The sequence below is a fragment of the uncultured Nevskia sp. genome (genome assembly GCF_903885465.1).
Taxonomy (GTDB): Bacteria; Pseudomonadota; Gammaproteobacteria; order Nevskiales; family Nevskiaceae; genus Nevskia.
Window position 1 is genome coordinate 1 of the sequence record NZ_CAISIQ010000552.1, and the last position, 19214, is coordinate 19214.

The following is a 19214-nucleotide window of genomic DNA, read 5'->3' on the forward strand; positions in this document are numbered from 1 at the left end:
AGCATTGCTCGCGGGGATGGCGAACGCCCGGTCATGGATGACCGGGCCGGGGCCAGCCAAGTAGTTCGAAGTCGCGCCAGGGATGGCAATTACCAATCATCAGGACAATCAGCATCAATGCTCGAAATCAACAACCTCCACGCCCGCGTCGAAGAGAAGGAAATCCTCAAGGGCCTGAACCTGTCGATCAAACCCGGCGAAGTGCACGCGATCATGGGCCCGAACGGCTCCGGCAAGTCGACGCTGTCGAACGTCATCGCCGGCCGTGAAGGCTATGAAGTCACCGAAGGCACTGTGTTATTCGATGGCAAGAACCTGCTCGATCTGGACCCGGAAGTTCGCGCCTGCGAAGGCATCTTTCTCGGCTTCCAGTATCCGGTCGAGATTCCCGGCGTCAGCAACATGACCCTGCTCAAGGCCGCGATCAATGCGCGCCGCAAGCACCAGGGGGAAGCCGAGATCGCGCCGAACGATTTCCTCAGCTGGGTGCGCGATCGCGCCAAGCTGGTGAAGATCGATCCGAAGATGCTCTCGCGCGGCGTCAACGAAGGCTTCTCCGGCGGCGAGAAGAAGCGTAACGAGATCCTGCAGATGCTGGTGCTGCAGCCGCGCCTGATGATCCTCGACGAAACCGATTCCGGTCTCGACATCGATGCGCTGAAGGTCGTCTCCGACGGCATCAACGCGCTGCGCGGCCCGGAGCGCTCGACCGTGCTGGTGACCCACTACCAGCGCCTGCTCGACTACGTGCAGCCGGACTATGTACATGTGCTGGCGCGTGGCCGCATCGTCAAGAGCGGTGGCCCGGAACTGGCCAAGGAACTCGAAGAGAAAGGCTACGGCTGGCTGGAGGCTGCTTAAGTGTCAGAGCTTGCAACCTATTCAGCGCAGTTCGAGCGCTACGCCAACGCGCTGACCGCCGCCGAACGCGCGCCACGCAGCGTGCAGTTTTCGCGCTTCCTGGCCTCCGGCTTTCCGGACAAGCATCAGGAAGACTGGCGCTACAGCGATCTGTCGCGGCTTGCCGAGCAGAACTACGAGCCGGACGTCACGACTGCCAAGGTCTCGCCGATCGCGTTGCTGCCGGACGCCGATGCGCTGGTCTACATCAACGGCCATGTGCAGGACGCGCCGAGCACCTCGCGCTGGCATAGCGACACCTGCGAACTGCCGCCACCGGCGAGCGGCGTCGATGCGCTGAACGCAGCGTTCGCCTCCGGCGGCCTGCGGCTGCGCCTCGATCGCAATACCAAGCTCGAGAAGCCGCTGCAGGTGCTGTTCATCAGCCGCGCCGAAGCTCAGGCGTCAATGAGCCATCAGCGTCATCGCATCGAACTCGGCGATCAGGCCGAAGCGACCGTGCTGCTCGATTTCAGCGGTGATGGCGGCGAGCGGCTGGCCACGCATTTCTTCGATGTGCGGCTCGGCCGCGGTGCGAAGCTGACGCTGTATCGCATCCAGAACGAAGCGGCGGGCGGCACTCTGGTGACACGGATCGACGCCAAGCTGTCGCGCGATGCGAAGTTCGAAGCGCTGACCGTCGACCTCGGCGGCGGCTTCATCCGCCACGATCTCGATGTCGTGCTTGCCGAATCCGGTGCCGAAACCATCGTCGCCGGTCTGTACGCGCAAGCGAAGAACTCGCATATCGACAACCACGTGCGCGCTGTGCACGCGGCACCGAATTGCACCAGCCGGATGACTTATCGCGGTCTTGTCGACGAAAAGACCAAGGCCGTTTTCAACGGCAAGGTTGTGGTCCAGCCGGGCGCGCAGAAGACCGATTCCGAGCAGCGCATCGCCAATCTGCTGCTCTCGCGCCGCGCCGAGGTCAACGCCAAGCCGGATCTGGAGATCTACGCCGACGACGTCAAGTGCGCGCATGGCGCGACGGTCGGCCAGCTTGATGAAGCGGCCCTCGCCTACCTGCGCAGCCGTGGCATCGCCAAGGAAGTGGCCCGCGCGATGCTGCTGCGCGCGTTCGCGCTGGAAATTCTCGATCGCATCGAATGGCCGGCGCTGCGTGCGCGCATCGAATCGGCCCTGCATCTGCCGTCCGAACTGACCGTGGACTTCGAAGCATGAATGCGCCCATGACCGGCCAGCCGCCGCTGGCTTTCGACATCGATGCAATCCGCGCCCAGTTCCCGATCCTGTCGGAGCCGGTGCGTGGCGGCCGCCTCGCCTATCTCGACAATGCGGCGACGACGCAGAAGCCGGAAAGCGTGCTGGCGGCGATCGACGATTACTACCGCCACAAGAATTCCAACGTGCACCGCGCCGTGCACGATCTTGCCGAGCGCGCGACCACCGCCTACGAAGGCGCGCGCGATCGCATCGCGCAGTGGTTCAAGGTGGCTCGCGAGGAAATCGTCTTCACCCGGGGCACCACGGAGGCGATCAACCTGGTTGCCTACAGCTTCCTGCGCCCGCGTCTGCAAGCCGGTGACGAAGTGCTGCTGACCGGCATGGAGCACCACTCGAACATCGTGCCCTGGCAGCTGGTCGCCAAGGAAAAGGGCGCCAAGATCGTCGCTGCGCCGGTGCTCGATGACGGCTCGCTCGATCTCGAAGGCTGGATGGCACTGCTCAACGAGCGGACCAAGTTCATCGCCGTGGTTCATGTCTCGAATTCGCTCGGCACCGTCAATCCGGTCGAGCAGATGATTGCGGCGGCGAAGGCACGCGGTATTCCGGTGCTGGTCGATGGCGCGCAGTCGGTCGCTCACATCGCGATCGATTTCCCGGCGCTGGGCGCAGATTTCTACACTTGTTCGGCGCACAAGGCCTATGGCCCGACGGGCTTCGGCTGTCTGGTCGCCAAGCGCGAGCTCCTCGATGCGATGCCGCCCTGGCATGGCGGCGGCGACATGATCCGCACCGTCAGCTTCGAGGAAAGTACCTGGAACGAAGCGCCGTATCGCTTCGAAGCCGGCACGCCGGACATGGCGGGTGCGGTCGGTTTCGCAGCGGCGCTGGACTGGATAGCCTCGGTCGGCCTGGATGCAATCGCCGCGCACGAACATTCGTTGCTGGTCGAAGGCACGGCGCTGCTCGCCGAGGTGCCGGGCCTGCGGATGATCGGCACCGCGAAGAACAAGGGCGGCGTGATGTCCTTCGTGATGACCGTGGGCCATGCGCAGGACATCGGCACCATCCTCGATCAGTACGGCGTTGCCGTGCGCACCGGCCATCACTGCACGATGCCGCTGATGGCGCGCTTCGGCGTGCCGGCAACGGTGCGAGCCTCGCTCGCGGCCTACAACAATCGCGAGGATCTGGAACAGCTGGCCAAGGCCCTGCACAAGGCGAGCAAGCTGCTGGCCTGAGACAGCCCCAGTAATTCTGTTCCGCAGGCGCGGCCATTGATCAGGGGCCGCGCCCGGCTATGATTCGCGGTCGCGATCCGAATTGACGGATCGACTCGCCGGAATCCGCTCAGCCCATGCAATCAGCGGTTCACAACAAGGGTTTCACCTTGCTGGAACTGATGGTGACGCTGACCGTGGTCGCGATTCTGGTGACCGTCGGCCTGCCCAGCTTCGGCGCGATGGCGCGCCAGAACTGCACGGTGACCAGCGCCAATACCATGCTCACCGTGCTGCTCGCCGCGCGCAGCGAAGCGCTGAAGCGCGACGGTGGCGTATCGCTGTGCAAGACCGTCGACGGTATCGCCTGCACGAGCAGTGCAACGATCGGCTGGGATCGCGGTTATCTGATGTATCTCGACGACAACGGCAACGGCCGGCGCGACGCCTCCGAGGCCTTGCTGAAAGTCGAACTGCCGCTGTCGACCTGTGCGTCGATTAGTGGCGGCACCGCGGGTTACGTCAACACGCTGGCCTACGATGGCCTCGGCCGTGCCTCGAAGCTCGGCAACTTCAAGGTTGTCGCCAAGAGCGATTCTTCCTATGAGCGGCGCGTGGTGATCAGTCCTGGTGGCCGGCCACGAATCTGCAATCCGGCGCTGGTGCCAGGCAGCGGCGGTACTGCCTGTCCGAACCTGTGAAGCACGGCAGCCCACGCGCGGTTGCCGGCCTGACCCTGATCGAAGTCATGGTCGCCGTGCTGGTGCTGGCGATCGGTCTGCTCGGCATCGCCGGCTTGCAGTCGGCGGCACTGGCCAACAATCTGATTTCCTACCAGTACACCCAGGCCTCGACCCTGGCCCAGGCGCTGATCGAGCGCATGCGCGCCAACCGCCAGGCGGTGCTCGCTGGCGATTACCTGCTGGCCGCCGATGCCTCGGCACCGAGTGCCAGCACCAACTGCGGTGCCAGCGGCGCTCGCTGCTCGCCGCGCCAGCAGGCGCAGTGGGATCTGGCGATGCTCTACGCGCAGCTATCGGCCGATGCCAACACCGCCAACCTGCAGAACGGGCCGAGGGCGATCCTGCCCGGCGGCCGGCTGTCGGTGCGCTGTGAAGCGGGCTGCGGCGACACGGCACTGCGTATCGTCACCATCTACTGGGACGCCGCCCGCAGCGGCGCCACCGGCACCGATTGCAGCGACGGCCGCAGCCAGTTGCGCTGCCTGCGCCTCGGCTTCGTGCCATGAAGCGCAGTCCGGCTTCGAGGGCGGCCGGGTTTTCGCTGGTCGAACTGCTGGTGGCACTGACCCTGGGCGTGCTGGTGCTGGCCGGCATCGCCAAGGTGTTCATCAACTCCAAGCAGGGCTATCGGGTGCAGGAAAGCGCCAGTCGCATGCAGGAGAACATCCGCATCGCCGCCAACTACTTCGGCCGCAACCTGCGGCTGGCCGATCTCTGGGGCGGCGTCGAGCCGGCGCAGGTCAGCCTGATCGGCGCGCCGGTCTACAACGGCCCGGGCGGCTGCGAAAACGCCTGGATTCTCGATACCGCGAGCGGCGTGCGCGGCTACGCCGGAGGTGTGGCGGCACCGCTCGGCCTGCCGGCCGGCTGCCTCAGCGACTACGTGTCCGGCAGTGATGTGCTGGCCGTGCGCTACGCCAATCCCGATGCCTATGTAACTACCGCCGAGCTCGGCGCCAGCGGTGCTGGCAATGCGCTGAAGACCAATGGCAAGTACTACCTGCGCGCCAAGGTCGGCCAGCGCGCGGTGCTGTTCGACGTCACCAACGATGCCGACCGCCTGCGCGCGATCAGCGTCGATATTCCCGGTGTCGCCGAAGACGGCGTGCTCAGCTACCAGTACCAGACCTTGCTGTTCTATCTGCGCAACATCGATTTCGGCCGCGGCCCGGTGCCGACTCTGAACATGCTGCGCCTGCAGAGCGACAGCCTGCAGGCCGAGCAACTGGTCGACGGCATCGAGATGCTGACCTTCAGCTACGGCGTCGACAGCGACGACGATGGCCAGGTCGACGCCTATCGCAACGCCGCCGAGATCAGCAACTGGCAGCAGGTGCTGAGCGTCCGAGTCGCGTTCATCGCTCGCGGTGACGAGCTGGACAGCTACACCGATACGCAGCAATACCCGATCGCCGCCGATCGCTGCTATGGGCCGGCAAGCTCGGCCTGCCCGCTGAAATACAGCGCTGCGGCCGCGCGCTTCCAGCGCCGACTGGTGATCAAGGAAATCCAGCTGCGCAATCGGGAGCGCGGATGACGCTGCGTTCGCACCAGAGCCATGGCTATGCGCTGGTGACGGCGATCGTCTTCCTGGTGCTGCTGACCCTGGTCGCGCTGGCGGCGATCCGTGGCACCGGGCTGGAAGTGAAATCCGGCAGCAACAGCGCGCTGCGTGCCGAAGCTTTCGAAGCTTCTGAAACGGCGCGCACCCAGGTCGGCTCCTTGATCGAACGCCTGTGCCGCAACGGCGGCTGGCCGGCGTCGATCGGCGGCCAGGTGCCCAATGCCGCGTTCACTGCCGCGCTGCCGGTCGGGATCACGATCAACAATCGCGACGGTGCCAATGGCCCGGATAACTGGTGCATCGAGCCGGACAGCGAACTGGTGTTCGACCCGCGAACCATGGATACCGATGCCGTCTACGTCCGCGATCTGCGCAGCACGCTCGGCGTGCAGATCAACGGTGAAGTCGCGGTACGGCGCCTGTATACCAGCACCGCCAGCGGTGCCGGCCAGGCCCAGGCGGCTGGTTATGGCGGCGCCGGTATCGGTGTTGCCGGCGGTGGTGGGCAGACCTTCTTCTACGTCCGCAGCCGTGGCACGGAACGCGGTGACGGTGCCGAAGCGAGCACCGACACTGCCGCCGTCTACCGCTACGTGGTACGCCGATGAAGAGGTCGATGAGCCTCCTGGCGCGACGTCTACGGATCGCGGCTTTGCTGACAAGCCTGATCGGCGTCGCCAGCTTGCCGGGCGCGATCGTCGCTCAGGACGGCGCCGTCAGCATGGCCAGCCTGTCGAACGAAACCGCTGCCAGCTACGTTGCCCAGCCGCTGACCTCGGGCACCAGCGCGGTGCCGATCGTGATGCTTGGCCTTTCTGTCGACGAGCAGCTTTACCGGCGCGCCTATGACGATGTCAGCGATCTCGACGGTGACGGCCTGCTCGATACCGGCTATCGCAACGCGCTCGACTACCTCGGCTATTTCGACCCGGCTCTGTGCTACGCCTACGCCGGCGGCCGATTCAAGGCGATGGCAGCGGCCGGCGGCGAATCTCGCCATCAATGCCTCGCTGCCGCAGCCGGCACCTGGAGCGGCAACTTCCTGAACTGGCTGAGCATGAGTCGGCTCGATGTGTTGCGCGCAGCGCTTTACGGCGGCCGCCGCAGCACCGACAGCTCGACGGTGACGGTGCTCGAACGCAGCTACGTGCCGGCTGATTTCCACGCTTGGGCGAAGTTCTACGACGGCGCCGACGCCAACCTCTACACCCCGTTCACACAGGACGCTGGCGCCCCCGGCCTGTCGTTCTGCAATGTCAGCTTCGTTGCCGGTGGCGATGCCGATTCGGCGTCCTCTACCGCCGCCCCGCAGCTGCGGGTGGCGCGCGGCAGCTTCCGGCTGTGGGCCGCGGCCGAGACGCGCGAATGCCTGTGGAACGAGGAATCCGGCTCCGCCGATCAGCCGACCCGCGCCGCGGCCAGCCTCGGCGAAGGCGAGTATCTGATGCGTGCCGAAGTCTGCGATCCGGCCGCGCCGGCAAGCCAGCGCGAGACTTACTGCCGCCAGTATCCGAACGGACTGAAACCGGCCGGCCAGCTGCAGCGTTTTGGTGAGGACGGCCAGCTGCAGTTCGGCCTGCTGTCCGGCAGCTATGCGAAGCCGCGTTCCGGTGGCCAGTTGCGGCGCAATGCCGGGCCCCTAGTAGGCAATGGTATTGGTAACGGCGATGGCAACTGCGCGGCCGGTGACGAGATCAATCTGGCTACCGGTCAGTTCTGCATCGGCGCCGATGGCGCGGCCGGCATCGTCAACACCATCGATCGCCTGCGCATCGCGCGCTATCGCTCGACCGATGGCAGCGCCGGTTACAGCGACTGCGATGGCAAGACGATCAATCGCGGCGGCAGCGGGCCGGTGCTCGATAACCCGGGCAGCGGCAGCAATACCTGCACCGGCTGGGGCAATCCGCTGGCCGAAATCTACGCGGAGATCCTCCGCTACATCGCCGGCGAACCGGCACCGACCACCGCCTTCGCCGGTGACGACGCCCGCAGCCTGCCCGGCCTGCCGACCGCCACCTGGCGAGATGCCTACGCCCACACCGAGCACTGCGCCGAGTGCAGCGTGGTGATGCTGGCCAGCGGCAGCAATTCCTTCGACAGCGACGAGATTCCGCCAGTGGCGGCACTCGGCGGTGCGATCGCCGGCACCGCGACCGATGCCATCGGCAGCAACGAATCGCTGGCCGGCCCGATATTGCTCGGCCGCATCGGCCTGACGCCTCTTGGCAACAGCCCGGCGACCAATGCTGACCGCTGCACAGTGAAGACACTTGGCCCGCTGTCCCAGGCGCGCGGCATCTGCCCCGCAGCACCGGCGCAGGAAGGCAGCTATCTGATCGCCGGGCTCGCGCATCGCGCCTGGACTGGCGATCTGCGCTCGGACAGCGCGACCGATCCGACCTCCGCCGGCCAGCAAAAGGCGCGCAACTACGGCCTGCAGTTCAACGGCGCGCTGCCGGCCATTCCGGTATCGACCTCCGCCGGCCGGCTCAGCATCACGCCGTCCTGCGAAGCCAATCCGCTGCCGACACCGACGCTCGACGACAGCCAGTGGCGCAGCTGCAGCTACGGCAGCATGACGCCGGGCGCGATCCGCTCGGCAGCCGGCCAGCAGTACGGCCGCGCGCTGAGCAGCGATGGCCGCGCCGGCAGCTTCCTGATCGCCTGGAACGACGCCAGCTACGGCGGCAGCCAGCAGCGCGATCTGCTGCAGATGCTCAGCTGGTGCGTCGGCGCCGCTTGCACGCAGGACTTGCAGCCGCCGGCCGGACCGGACATCTGCGCAGGCTCGGATTCGACTGCGCTGTGCACGGCCGATGGCCAGCTCGCCCGCAGCATCGGCGAAGACGAAGTGCTGGTAAGAGTCGAACTGATCGCCGGCCGCGATGCCGACACCGCGCTGCTCGGCTACACGATCTCCGGAGCCGTGACCGACAATGGCGTGCAGCGACTGGTCCGCCGCCAGCGCGGTGACAACGGCAATCTGCTCGCCGCCGCGCAGGCACAGGATGCGAGCGAGCGCTGGTCCCGGCCGAAGGTATCGAGCTACACGCCGGGCACCGGTCCCGGCAAGGTCCTGGAATCGCCCTTGTTCTACGCCGCCAAGTACGGCGGCTACGACTACCCGACCGGAGCCGCAGCGCCACTGCCATCACCCGGCACCGGCGCCGCGACTTGCAGCGATACGGCCTGGGATCATCTGAATAACTTGAGCGATGCCGGCGGCGCTGATTGCATTCCCGACAACTACTTCGCGCTGACCAATCCGGCACGGCTCAAGGACCGGCTCGGCGCGGTGTTCAACAGCATCCTGCGGCGCGGCGGCAGCGGTGGCGTCGCGGCGGTGTTGTCCGGCTCAGGTGCCGGCCCGGGCGCGATCTACCAGACCAGCTACAACGTCAGCCGCAACGACAGCGCCGGCCGCAAGCTGGTCTGGGTCGGCAACCTGCAGGCGCTGTTCGTCGACCGTGACGGCCGCCTGCGCGAGGACGGCAACGGCAACGCCCAGCTCGATGAAGCCGATTACTCGGAGGCTGGCGATCCGGTGGTCGAGCTGTACTACGACGCCGAACAGCGCCTGAGCCGCTTCCGCCGCTACTCGGCGGACCCGAGCACGGCGCCGGACTCGTTCACGGTGATCGATGATCTCAGCACGCTGCGCACGATCTGGAACGCGCGCCGGGCCTTGTCGGCGGTCGGCGACGTGGTCACTCAGCGCGACTACTCGGCACCGGCGTCCAACGGCCGCTACCTGTTCACCTTCGCGGACTTCGATCTCGATGGCCGCGCCGAAGCCGGTGAGCAACTGGCACTGAGCCCGGCCAACTTCGGCGCCGGCCGCTACGGCCTGCTCAATGTCGGCAGCGCGGCGGCGGCCGAGAAGCTGATCCGCTACACACGCGGCGAAGAGTTCGCGAGCTTGCGCAACCGCACGGTCGACGACGATGGCGACGGCCGGCCCGAAGTGCTGCGCCTAGGCGACATCGTCAACTCGGTGCCGCTGACCGTGGCTGCACCCGCGGAAGCCTATGACCTGATCTATGGCGACCGGACCTACGCCGCGTTCTTCAATCGCTATCGCGGTCGGCGCAACGTCGTCTATGTCGGTGCCAACGATGGCCTGCTGCATGCGTTCAATGCCGGCTTCTATCAGGTGTCGACCAAGCAGTTTCTGCCCACGCCCAGCGACAGCAGCAGCGCCACTGCGCATCCGCTCGGCAGCGAGCTGTGGGCCTATGCACCGTTCAATCTACTGCCGCAACTGGGCTGGCTGGCCGATCCCCGCTACGGCCACCTGTGGACGATGGATGGCTCGCCGCGCGCCTTCGATGTCCGTGCCTTTGCTGACGACGCCACACACCCCAATGGCTGGGGCACCTTGCTGGTGGTCGGCATGCGGCTGGGTGGCGGGACGGTGACGATCCCGAATGTCGATGCCGGCGGCAGCAACCGCGCAGCGGTCGGCGATTTCGCTGCGGGCCTCGGCAGCAGCAACACGCTGACGACACGCTCCGCCTTCGTGGTGCTCGACGTCACCGATCCGGAACAGCCGCCGGTGCTGATCGCCGAGTACAGCGATCGCAACGGCCGGCTCGGCTACACCACCTCGAACCCGGCCGTCGCAGCGTTTGCCAGACGCAATGCCAGCAGCGCCGCACCACCCGCCGAGGACCGCTGGTATCTGGTGTTCGGCAGCGGCCCGACCAGCCTGTCGAGCGCCACCAGCAACCAGGACGGCTTCCTGTTCGGCATCGATCTGAAGCGGCTGTTGATGAGTTCGATCCCGGTGGCCGACACGCTGATCTATAACGGCCCCTACGATCTCGGCAGCGGCCCCGCGTCCGGCGCGCCGCTGAGCCTGGTCGGCGATCCGGTGGCCGTCGACTGGGATCTGAATTTCCGCGCCGATGCCCTGTACTTCGGCATCGCCAGCGGCAGTACGGCGGCACCGACCGGCAAGCTGTTCAAGCTCGATTTCAATCTGGCCGCGCTTGCCGACAACGAAGGTAATGATCCCTCCGGCTGGCGCACGCCAGCGGTGCTGCTCGATACCCGGCGGCCGCTGCTGGCGGCGCCCTCCTTGACCCAGGATCGCAGCGGCCGCCGCTGGGTCTTGTCCGGCACGGGCCGTTTCCTGGCACCGGGTGACAAGACCAGCAGTACCGAGCAGGCGCTGTTCGGCTTGATCGACAACGCCCCGGCCAGCGCCAGCCCGGCATTCGCCAATCTGATCGACACCAGCAGCGCGGTGGTCACGCCGTCAGGCGCGGTAACCGGCGTCAGCGGCGCAAGCAGCGAACTGCAGCTGATCGACACGGTCGCCACTGCCGGCGGCTGGCGTTACACCTTGAACGCGTCACCGACCACGGCAGCCGAACGCAGCATCAACCGCACGGCACTGATCGATGGCCTGCTGTTCGCCAGCAGCTACACGCCGTCGGCATCGCTGTGCTCAGGCGACGGAAACAGCCGCCTGTTCGGGTTCAACTACCTGACCGGTGCGCCACGCGCCCAGCGGCCGGCGTTCGGGATTCAGCGGGTCACGGTCAGCAACGCCGAGATCGACAGCAGCGCCGGCATCTTCGATCTCGGCCTGGGGCTTGGTTCGGCACCGTCGCTGCATGTCGACGACAGCGACGGTAGCGGTTTGTCTGTGGTCACGGTCAACGTACAGACCTCCCGCGGCAGCGTGGTGCAGCAAGATGTACGGGTGTCGGGCGGTATCCGTTCCGGCGAGATCGATTGGCGACAGACACATCGGAATCCATGAAATCCGTCACCTTCTGCTCACAGCGCGGCATGACCCTGATCGAACTGCTGATCGCGGTGACGATCGTCGGCGTGCTGGCCGCGATCGCGCTGCCGGCCTACCAGTCCTACCGGCAGAAGTCGGCCCGCAATCTCGGCGCCGCCTGCCTGATCGACGCCCAGCAGCGGATGGAAGGTTTCTATGCTCGCAGCGGTCGGTACCCGCCGCCGGGCGCCAGCCTGACCGTGCTTGGCTACACCGACGATCCGCATCGCTGCGATGACGACGATCTCTATCGTCTGAGTCTGGTGGTGACGCCCGATCCGCTGCGTTACACGCTGACTGCCGACGCCCAGAGCAGCCAGGCCGATGACGGCGATCTGCTGCTCGAGGTCGATCCCGGCAAGCTCAACCCGGAAGAGCACGTGCAGAAGAGCCATCGCCGCCCGGACGGTACCGTGCTGCCGGGCTGGGTCTTCAAGCCGGGGCATTGATGCGTTCCAGGGCTCAGGAGCGCGGATTCACGCTGATCGAACTGATGATCGCGGTGGTGATCCTGACGCTGCTGGCGACCATTGCCCTGCCCGCCTATCGTGGTCAGGTGCTGCGCACGCATCGCGCCGTGGCCCGCGCGGCCTTGGTCGATCTCGCGGCGAAGATGGAAGTGGAGCTGCTGAAAACCGGCGCCTATCCGACCAACTTCAATTTTCATCTGGCCGGCAGCAATGCCGCGATGAACGATCTCAGCCGCTACGCGATCACCACCGGCGGCGAGGTACAGGCGACGCGTGATGGCCGCAGCCTGTACGAGATCAACCTCGAAACCCGCGATGCTGCAGCCACCGTACGCCAGTTCAAGCTGATTGCCACCGCCGTCAATGCGCAGGCCGCGGACGCCGCCTGCGCCAGCCTGAGCATTGACTCCGCCGGCCGGCGCCTACCCGTTGCAGGCAGTGCTATCGGGGGCGATTGCTGGACGCGCTGAACGCTGCAACCATTGGCTGTACGCCCTTCATCCGCGCGCCGAAGCCGCTGGTCCGGCGGGGCGGGATCGCAATTCCGGGGCGACAGGAATCAGGCTAACGTCCGACGACTTTCCGCTGCCGTTCAGGTCATGTCCGCACAACGGGGTTTCACTTTGCTGGAGCTGATGATCGTCGTGGCGATCGCCGCGGTGCTGATGGCGCTTGCCGGTCCCGGGCTGCGCAGCTTCTTTCTGTCCGGCGCCCGAGGCGACGCCGCGGCCGCGCTTTATGGCGCGATGGTCCAGGCTCGCGCCGAAGCGATCAGCCGCAACAACACCGTCACCCTGTGCCCGCGCGCAGCCGGCACCAGCGCCAGCTATCCGCAATGCGGCAGCGGCAGCACCGCGAGCTGGGCCAACGGCTGGGTGACCTATCGCGACAGCGCACCGAACACCACCGGCAGCAAGCCAACCGTAGCGGCAGACATTCTGTCGATCGGCGAGCCGATCGATGGGGCGCTCAAATACCTCGTCGATCCCGCCTCCACCAGCGTCGTCCAGTTCGAACCATCCGGCCGGCTCAGCGCCAGCTCGCGGGTCAATCTGCGGCTGTGCAAGACCGGCGACAGCAGCTTCGATGGCAGGCGCGTCAGCATCGATCCGAACGGTCGCATCCGGCTCTCCCGCGACACCGGTTGCAGCGTCTGATGCAATCCGCCTCCGGCCAGCGCACAGCACGCGGCTTCACCTTGATCGAGGTGATGATCACTGTGTTCGTGGTGGCCGTCGGTCTGCTCGGCGTCGCCGGCCTGCAGGCCTATGCGAAGAAATCCAACTTCGACGCCGTGCAGCGCACCCAGGCCGCGGCCCTGGCTCAGGATCTGATCGAACGGATCCGCGCCAATCCCAGCCGCGGCGCCGACTACCTCACCGATGCCAGTGCCGGCATCAGCCTCGCCAACGCACCCGCAGCCCCCGGTACCGCCTGCACCACCAGCGGCAGCAGCGGCACACCGGCCTGCACGCCGGCGCAGGTCGTGGCCTTTGATCGCTACGAGTGGTCACGGGCGCTGTTCGGCGGTGTGGAAGTCAGTGCCGGCACGGCCAGCGGCGGCCTGAGCGAGCCGACCGCCTGCATCACCAACAGCAACGCGCCCTGCGGCGTCTACACCATCGCCATCGCCTGGCGCGGCATCACGCCGCTGCCGCCGGCCGATCCCAACGACAGCAGTGATCCGGCCAACAATGCCTGCGGCAGCGGCAATGCCTCCTATGACGACATCACCACCACCGACACCGATACCCGCCTGCGCCGGATCATCGTCATGCGCACGGTGATCGATGATCACAGCGGCCAGTGCATCGCGGCGGCCACGCCATGAGCCGCTCGATGATTGCCCGGACGACGCAGCGCGGCCTGTCGCTGGTCGAGCTGATGATCGCGATCACTCTCGGCCTGATCGTGCTGGTGGCGATCCTCGCCGTGTTCAGCCAGAACAGCCGCAGCTTCCGGCAGACCGAAACCGTTGCCCACATGCAGGACAGCGCCCGCTTCGCGCTCGACAGCCTGGCCCGCGATCTGAGCATGGCCGGCTTCTACGGCGGCATCTACGGCGCCTCGAACATCACGGTGGCGATCGGCACGCAGCCGACCAACGACTGCGGCGCCGATGCCACTTCACCTTGGTGGGCTTTCAAGCTGCAACGGCGGGTGGAGTTCCGCAATCACACGTCGGCGACCACGGTCAGCACGGCCTTTCCCTGCCTGGGCACCGCGACCACGCCGGTGGTCGCCAATACCGACATCGTCGCGATCCGACGCGTTGCCGGCCAGGCGACGGCCGACATCAGCAGCGGCTCCAGCGTGCAATTGCGCGCCGGGAATTTCTATCTGAAGACCAACGGCACGGTCGGCTCGCTGATCCAGAACGGCAATAGCGCGACCTACCAGATGTCCACCAGTACCGATGCGCCGCTGCAGGCGCCGGTGACTTTCTGGAAGTACCAGCCACGCGTCTACTTCATTCGCAGCTATGCCGAGACGGTGGGCGACGGCATTCCGGCGCTGTGTCGCATGGAACTACAGCAGGTCGCCGGTGCTTCGATGGCGGTGGAATGCCTGGCCGATGGCGTCGAGAACCTGCAGATCGAATGGGGCCTGGATTCCGACAACGACTGCGTCGTCGACACCTACACCTCGAACCCCGACGCCGATGCGCTGGCCCAGACCGCGATCACCGCAAGAATCTGGCTGCTGGTGCGCAGCACCGATATCGACGGCGGTTACACCGACGACAAGACTTTCAACTTCGGCGACTACCAGCGCACCCAGGCGCAGGCCGACAGCTTCCACCGCCGGGTCTATTCGACGACCGTGCAATTGCGCACTCCGGTCGGCGATCTCGGCCCCTGCAGTGCGAGCACCGCGGGAGCGACGCGATGAAACGTTCGATGAGACATGCGCAGCGCGGTGCCGCGCTGGCCACCGCGCTGTTGATCCTCAGCGTGCTGACGCTGCTCGGCCTCGCCGCGATGCGCGGCAGCAAGACCGAGCTGCGCCTGTCGCAGAACGCGGAAAGCCGGGTCAACGCGCTGCAGTCGGCTCAGGCCATAGCTGATGGCGTCACCCAGAACGACGGCAACCTGACCATCGGCAACGGCGCCGGCTACAGCGCCTGCTATGTGCCCAGCAGCAGTGGCTCGGCACCGGACAGTCTGCCGTTCACCTGCAGCACTTCCAGCCTCGCTGCCCCCGGCGACACCGCGCTGCAATCCTGGACCTACGCCAAGGTGCTCCGCGAAGACCCGGAATTCCTCAGCGCCGCGGCATTACGCGGCGCCGGCAACAGTGGCCGCTCCTATGACTACGCGCGCTTCACGGTCACCGGCGGCTACGACCATTCGGTGGATGGCTTCGGTGCCGCCGAAGTGGTGCAAGGCGTGCTGAAGCTGCATGCGAAACCGACCGGCGTGAGCTACCAATGAACCTGTCACGACTCCGGTCCATGAAGCCCGGGCGCTGGTTCCCGGCGTTCCTGGTGACTCTGATGATGCTCTGCGCCGGCCTGCCCTCGCGCGCCGACGACATCGACATTTACAACAACCCGCTCGCCAACACGCTGCAGCCGCCGTACACGGTGATCGTGCTCGATCTGAACCTGCTCGGCATCTGCAACAGCGTGCTGACCCAGACCAGCAATCCGAACAATCCGGATGCGCCGCAGCTCTGCCTCAACATCTCCAGCAGCGTGGTCCTGAGCGATCTGCTGGCCGGCATCACCAGCAATCCCAGCCAGTTCCTCAGCACGCTGCTGCTCGGCACCGGGACTACCGACGCCACCCGCGCTCAGGCGCTGTGCAATCTCTACGGCATTCTCGGCATCGCCTCACCTGTGGTTGCCCTGCCGGTGGTCGGCCTCGTGCTTCAGTTGCTACTCGGCGGCGTCTCCACACTGACCTGCGGCACCCTCAATTTCCTGCTCAGCCTTCCGGCACTCAGCGCCATTCTCAATCCGCTGCTGAGCGGCTTCGTCGGACAACTGGTCACGGGCCTGCTCAGCCCGCTGCTGACGACGGTGGTAGGCCAGCTTCCGGGAGCGGTCATCGGCCTGCTCAACACCACGTTCAGCGGCATCCTGAGCGCCGGGCAGGTCAACCTGATTTCGCTGCTCGAAGCGATCCTCAACAATCTGATCAACACCAACGTCGCGGTCATGGTGTCGCATGCCGATCGCAGCAATGCCACCGGCTCGCCAGGCAGTACCTGCAGCTTCGCCGAAGTTGCGACGATTCCCGGCGTGCGCCGAACCACGGCCGGCTGCAGCAACGGCGCCTACATGCTGGTCGGCTTCACGCCGCTGGTGAATCAGGGCTCGATCACCACCTTGCTGAATAAGGTCGGCAGCTTGCTGACCAACACCCTGAATCCGACCAACCTGCTGAACTCGGTCACTGCGATCCTGAGCACGGCCGTAACCACGCCGACCCAGCTGCTGCCGCCGTACCAGGGCAAGGAGGCCTATGCCGAGCTGATGCATTACCTCGGCGGCAAGGATGTCTACAACGCCCCACTGGCTCGTTGGGACGGACTCACTGCCCTGCTGACCCGCGACACCACCATCGAAGGGGCCGACGGCAACTACGTGAAGCCGGCGCTGGAATGCCGAACCGCGAACGTGCTCAACGTGATGCTGACCAACAACATCCGCGATGGCGAGTCCGACGCGACCCTGCGCGCCTATCTGCCCGGCCTTCCGGCCAGCGGGTCGATCACGCTCGGCGACGTCGTGCGCCTGACCACGAGCCCGAACTCGTTCAAGGACATAAACAACAACGACATCAATCTGAATTCGTTCTTCCTGATCCAGAACCTGCTGACCAGCACGGCGGCGCTCGCCAATGCCGGCGCCACGGTGCTGGGCTATGCCAACAGCCTCGGGCTGCTCGGGCTCGGCCAGACCTTCGCTTCGCTGCTCAAGCCGACCCTAGTCGTCGACGCTTCGCTGGTTTCGGCCGTGGTCGCCACCAGCCGGACCTCGGCCAACGGCTTGCTCGAACCGAGCTTCTTCGCCCAGTTCCAGCCGAAAGCCAGCCAGAAGCCCGGCTGGACCGGCAACGTCAAACGCCTGCAGTACGCGAAGAACAGCGCCGGCGTGCTGGCCTTCCGCGATGCCAGCGGTACCGCGGCAATCGCCAGCGATGGCCGCATCCTCAGCAGCGCACTGACCGTCTGGACCAACGGCAGCCAGCTTGGCACCGCCAGCGCCGACGGCCGCAACACCCAGCTCGGCGGCGCCGGCCAGAACATCCCCGGCTACCAGTTCGGCGGCGGCGGCAATCCGGGCCGCATCAATGCCGATGGTCGGCGCCAGTTGTTCTACGACGATCTCAGCGCCAGCAATGTGCCGTCGCTGGCCGCGCTCGATGCCGACAGCCAGACGGTGCGCGATGCACTGAAGGTCGACCTCGGCGTCACCGGCACCACGGCGGCGGACGAAACGCTGCGCCGCGGACTGCTGCTGCATGCCCGCGGCTTCAATGTCGGCACCACGGCAAGTCCGATCGGCACCGGTGCCAGCTTGACCGGCGTCACCGGCCGTCCGTGGCTGCTCGGCGCGGTGATGCATTCACGGCCGGTGGCGGTGAACTACGGTGCCCGCAGCGGCTATACCGCAGCCGCACCGGATGTTCGCGTGCTGTTCGGCTCCAGCGATGGCTTCCTGCATTCCGTGCGCAACGGCACGGTCGCAGCGCCGAGCGGTGCGGAGACCTGGGCGTTCATGCCGCGCGCGACGATGCCCAGCCTGAAGATCCTGCGCGACGATCAGTACACGCCGCAGTTTCCCTATGGCGTCGACGGCGCGCCGTCGGTACTGATCATCGATCGCGGCACCAGCAGCACCTTGACCGAAGGCGGCCCGAGCGATGGCGTCATCAACGCCAGCAATGCCAACGATCACGCCTACGCGTTCTTCGGCCTGCGCCGCGGCGGCCGCTACTACTACGGCCTCGACATCACCAACCCGGATTCACCGAGCCTGATGTGGCGGATCGGCCCGGACGGCCTGTACAGCGCCACCGCGTCGGCACCCGGCCTGGTCAGCGGTTCGGCAGCGCAGTTCGCCGAACTGGCGATGACTTTCGGCGCACCCGTCGTCGGCCGTATCCGCTATCGCACCGGCACCACGGCCAGCACCGAAGTGACTCGCCCGGTGCTGCTGTTCGGCGGCGGCTACAACGGCGGCGTCAATGCCAGCGGTGTGCGCAGCGGCAAGGATCTGAACAACAGCCGCAATGCCGTGGTCACCGCCCAGATCGGCGTCGACGACAGTAGCGGCAATGCCGTGTTCATCGTCGATGCGGTGACCGGCGAGCTGATCTGGAAAGCCAACCGCAGCGCCAGCACCAGCATCACCGCCTACGACTCGACGTCGAAGACCTTCCGTCATCCGCTGTTGCAGGACAGCATCGCGTCCGATGTCTCGGCCCTCGATACCGATGGCGACGGCATCACCGATCGTCTCTACGTCGGCGATACCGGCGGCAGAGTCTGGCGCGCCGATTTTCCCGGCACCGATCGCAGCGCCTGGACCATCGGCCCGATCGCCAGCCTCGGCCGCGCGCATCCGATCGGCACCGCCGTGGCGGATCTGACCAATGCCAGCGATCGCCGCTTCTTCCACGCACCGGACTACGCGCCGGGCCGCGATGCCAGCGGCAGCTTCGACGCGGTGGTGATCGGCAGCGGCGATCGCGAAGATCCGTTCAACACCGGCACCGTCAACGCGCTGTACACGATCCGCGACCGCGACACGATCAGCGGCAAGTCGCTGACCGATACCACCGGTGTCAACGGCGTGATCGTCAGCGAAGCCGATGCTCGATTGATCAAGCCGACCAATCTGACCGACATCACCACGGCTTGCGCCACCGCCAGCAGCGCGGCTTGCACCGTCGGCGCGAATGCCGCCAACGGCTGGCGTCTGCAACTGCCGAACAGCGGCGAGAAAGCGATCTCGGCACCACTGACCATCGGCAGCACGGTGAGCTTTTCGACCTTCGTGCCGCCTGCGGCCGGCGGCACCAGCTGCAACCCCAATGAAGGCAGCAGCCGGTTGTACGGCATCAACCTGATCGATGGTCGGCCGTCGGTGACGCAGTTCATCAACGATGGCGACGGCTACCCGCGCAGTGCGCTGGCGAAGGCGCCGGGCATCGCTGGCGAAGCGACAGCGCTGACGCCACAGCTCTCGATCATCAACGCCGAGACGCTCAGTACGACCGTTCCGCTGATCTATCGCACATTCTGGCGCGAACGCCGTGAGGACGAAGAGCGTCCGGTGGCACAATGACGTCCTCTAAACCGTGATTCCCAGGCCCCGGT

At 66.2% G+C, this 19214-nt stretch carries 15 protein-coding genes; all 15 read left to right on the forward strand.

The genetic code is table 11. From position 1 onward, the window contains the following. Positions 1-117 precede the first annotated feature (117 nt). The 15 genes from sufC to QZY06_RS21405 all read left to right on the forward strand — a co-directional run bounded on the left by sufC (position 118) and on the right by QZY06_RS21405 (position 19182). Positions 118-861, forward strand: a complete 744-nt coding sequence (sufC, locus tag QZY06_RS21335; RefSeq protein ID WP_295688084.1) for a Fe-S cluster assembly ATPase SufC — start codon at positions 118-120, stop codon at positions 859-861. Then, entirely contained in the window at positions 862-2085 is a 1224-nt protein-coding gene (sufD, locus tag QZY06_RS21340) for a Fe-S cluster assembly protein SufD (protein WP_295688086.1), read from the forward strand. Next, positions 2082-3329 carry a SufS family cysteine desulfurase gene (locus QZY06_RS21345; protein ID WP_295688088.1) on the forward strand — a complete coding sequence of 416 codons (1248 nt, stop codon included), beginning with the start codon at positions 2082-2084 and terminating at the stop codon, positions 3327-3329. Before sufD ends, QZY06_RS21345 begins: the two co-directional genes overlap by 4 nt. A 116-nt stretch (positions 3330-3445) precedes the next feature. Then, on the forward strand, positions 3446-4009 hold the full coding sequence (locus QZY06_RS21350) for a GspH/FimT family pseudopilin (protein ID WP_295688090.1): 564 nt from the start codon (positions 3446-3448) through the stop codon (positions 4007-4009). Continuing rightward, positions 4006-4557 carry a type IV pilus modification protein PilV gene (gene pilV, locus QZY06_RS21355; RefSeq protein ID WP_295688092.1) on the forward strand — a complete coding sequence of 184 codons (552 nt, stop codon included), beginning with the start codon at positions 4006-4008 and terminating at the stop codon, positions 4555-4557. Before QZY06_RS21350 ends, pilV (QZY06_RS21355) begins: the two co-directional genes overlap by 4 nt. Beyond that, positions 4554-5588, forward strand: coding sequence for a PilW family protein (locus tag QZY06_RS21360; RefSeq protein WP_295688095.1), 1035 nt, complete (start codon positions 4554-4556; stop codon positions 5586-5588). Before pilV (QZY06_RS21355) ends, QZY06_RS21360 begins: the two co-directional genes overlap by 4 nt. After that, on the forward strand, positions 5585-6223 hold the full coding sequence (locus tag QZY06_RS21365) for a PilX N-terminal domain-containing pilus assembly protein (protein ID WP_295688098.1): 639 nt from the start codon (positions 5585-5587) through the stop codon (positions 6221-6223). Before QZY06_RS21360 ends, QZY06_RS21365 begins: the two co-directional genes overlap by 4 nt. An 8-nt stretch (positions 6224-6231) precedes the next feature. Continuing rightward, on the forward strand, positions 6232-11388 hold the full coding sequence (locus tag QZY06_RS21370) for a pilus assembly protein (protein ID WP_295688101.1): 5157 nt from the start codon (positions 6232-6234) through the stop codon (positions 11386-11388). Continuing rightward, on the forward strand, positions 11385-11861 hold the full coding sequence (locus tag QZY06_RS21375) for a type IV pilin protein (protein WP_295688104.1): 477 nt from the start codon (positions 11385-11387) through the stop codon (positions 11859-11861). Before QZY06_RS21370 ends, QZY06_RS21375 begins: the two co-directional genes overlap by 4 nt. Further along, complete coding sequence (locus tag QZY06_RS21380) at positions 11861-12352, forward strand: type IV pilin protein (protein ID WP_295688106.1); 492 nt, start codon at positions 11861-11863, stop codon at positions 12350-12352. The genes QZY06_RS21375 and QZY06_RS21380 overlap by 1 nt, the downstream gene beginning before the upstream one ends. A gap of 129 nt (positions 12353-12481) precedes the next feature. Continuing rightward, positions 12482-13039, forward strand: a complete 558-nt coding sequence (locus tag QZY06_RS21385; protein ID WP_295688109.1) for a GspH/FimT family pseudopilin — start codon at positions 12482-12484, stop codon at positions 13037-13039. Beyond that, the gene (pilV, locus tag QZY06_RS21390) at positions 13039-13713 is read left to right on the forward strand and encodes a type IV pilus modification protein PilV (RefSeq protein WP_295688112.1); all 675 of its coding nucleotides are present in this window, start codon (positions 13039-13041) and stop codon (positions 13711-13713) included. The genes QZY06_RS21385 and pilV (QZY06_RS21390) overlap by 1 nt, the downstream gene beginning before the upstream one ends. Then, positions 13710-14774, forward strand: a complete 1065-nt coding sequence (locus QZY06_RS21395) for a PilW family protein (protein WP_295688114.1) — start codon at positions 13710-13712, stop codon at positions 14772-14774. Before pilV (QZY06_RS21390) ends, QZY06_RS21395 begins: the two co-directional genes overlap by 4 nt. Continuing rightward, the gene (locus tag QZY06_RS21400; protein WP_295688116.1) at positions 14771-15316 is read left to right on the forward strand and encodes a PilX N-terminal domain-containing pilus assembly protein; all 546 of its coding nucleotides are present in this window, start codon (positions 14771-14773) and stop codon (positions 15314-15316) included. The genes QZY06_RS21395 and QZY06_RS21400 overlap by 4 nt, the downstream gene beginning before the upstream one ends. Before the next feature lie 20 nt (positions 15317-15336). Next, complete coding sequence (locus tag QZY06_RS21405; RefSeq protein WP_295688119.1) at positions 15337-19182, forward strand: hypothetical protein; 3846 nt, start codon at positions 15337-15339, stop codon at positions 19180-19182. Positions 19183-19214: the final 32 nt, after the last annotated feature.

Bases quoted from the DNA above. Each gene is read 5' to 3' on its own strand.
- sufC (WP_295688084.1), top strand. From the start codon at position 118: ATGCTCGAAATCAACAACCTCCACGCCCGCGTCGAAGAGAAGGAAATC.
- QZY06_RS21345 (WP_295688088.1), top strand. From the start codon at position 2,082: ATGAATGCGCCCATGACCGGCCAGCCGCCGCTGGCTTTCGACATCGAT.
- QZY06_RS21350 (WP_295688090.1), top strand. From the start codon at position 3,446: ATGCAATCAGCGGTTCACAACAAGGGTTTCACCTTGCTGGAACTGATG.
- QZY06_RS21360 (WP_295688095.1), top strand. From the start codon at position 4,554: ATGAAGCGCAGTCCGGCTTCGAGGGCGGCCGGGTTTTCGCTGGTCGAA.
- QZY06_RS21365 (WP_295688098.1), top strand. From the start codon at position 5,585: ATGACGCTGCGTTCGCACCAGAGCCATGGCTATGCGCTGGTGACGGCG.
- QZY06_RS21370 (WP_295688101.1), top strand. From the start codon at position 6,232: ATGAGCCTCCTGGCGCGACGTCTACGGATCGCGGCTTTGCTGACAAGC.
- QZY06_RS21375 (WP_295688104.1), top strand. From the start codon at position 11,385: ATGAAATCCGTCACCTTCTGCTCACAGCGCGGCATGACCCTGATCGAA.
- QZY06_RS21380 (WP_295688106.1), top strand. From the start codon at position 11,861: ATGCGTTCCAGGGCTCAGGAGCGCGGATTCACGCTGATCGAACTGATG.
- QZY06_RS21385 (WP_295688109.1), top strand. From the start codon at position 12,482: ATGTCCGCACAACGGGGTTTCACTTTGCTGGAGCTGATGATCGTCGTG.
- pilV (WP_295688112.1), top strand. From the start codon at position 13,039: ATGCAATCCGCCTCCGGCCAGCGCACAGCACGCGGCTTCACCTTGATC.
- QZY06_RS21395 (WP_295688114.1), top strand. From the start codon at position 13,710: ATGAGCCGCTCGATGATTGCCCGGACGACGCAGCGCGGCCTGTCGCTG.
- QZY06_RS21400 (WP_295688116.1), top strand. From the start codon at position 14,771: ATGAAACGTTCGATGAGACATGCGCAGCGCGGTGCCGCGCTGGCCACC.
- QZY06_RS21405 (WP_295688119.1), top strand. From the start codon at position 15,337: ATGAAGCCCGGGCGCTGGTTCCCGGCGTTCCTGGTGACTCTGATGATG.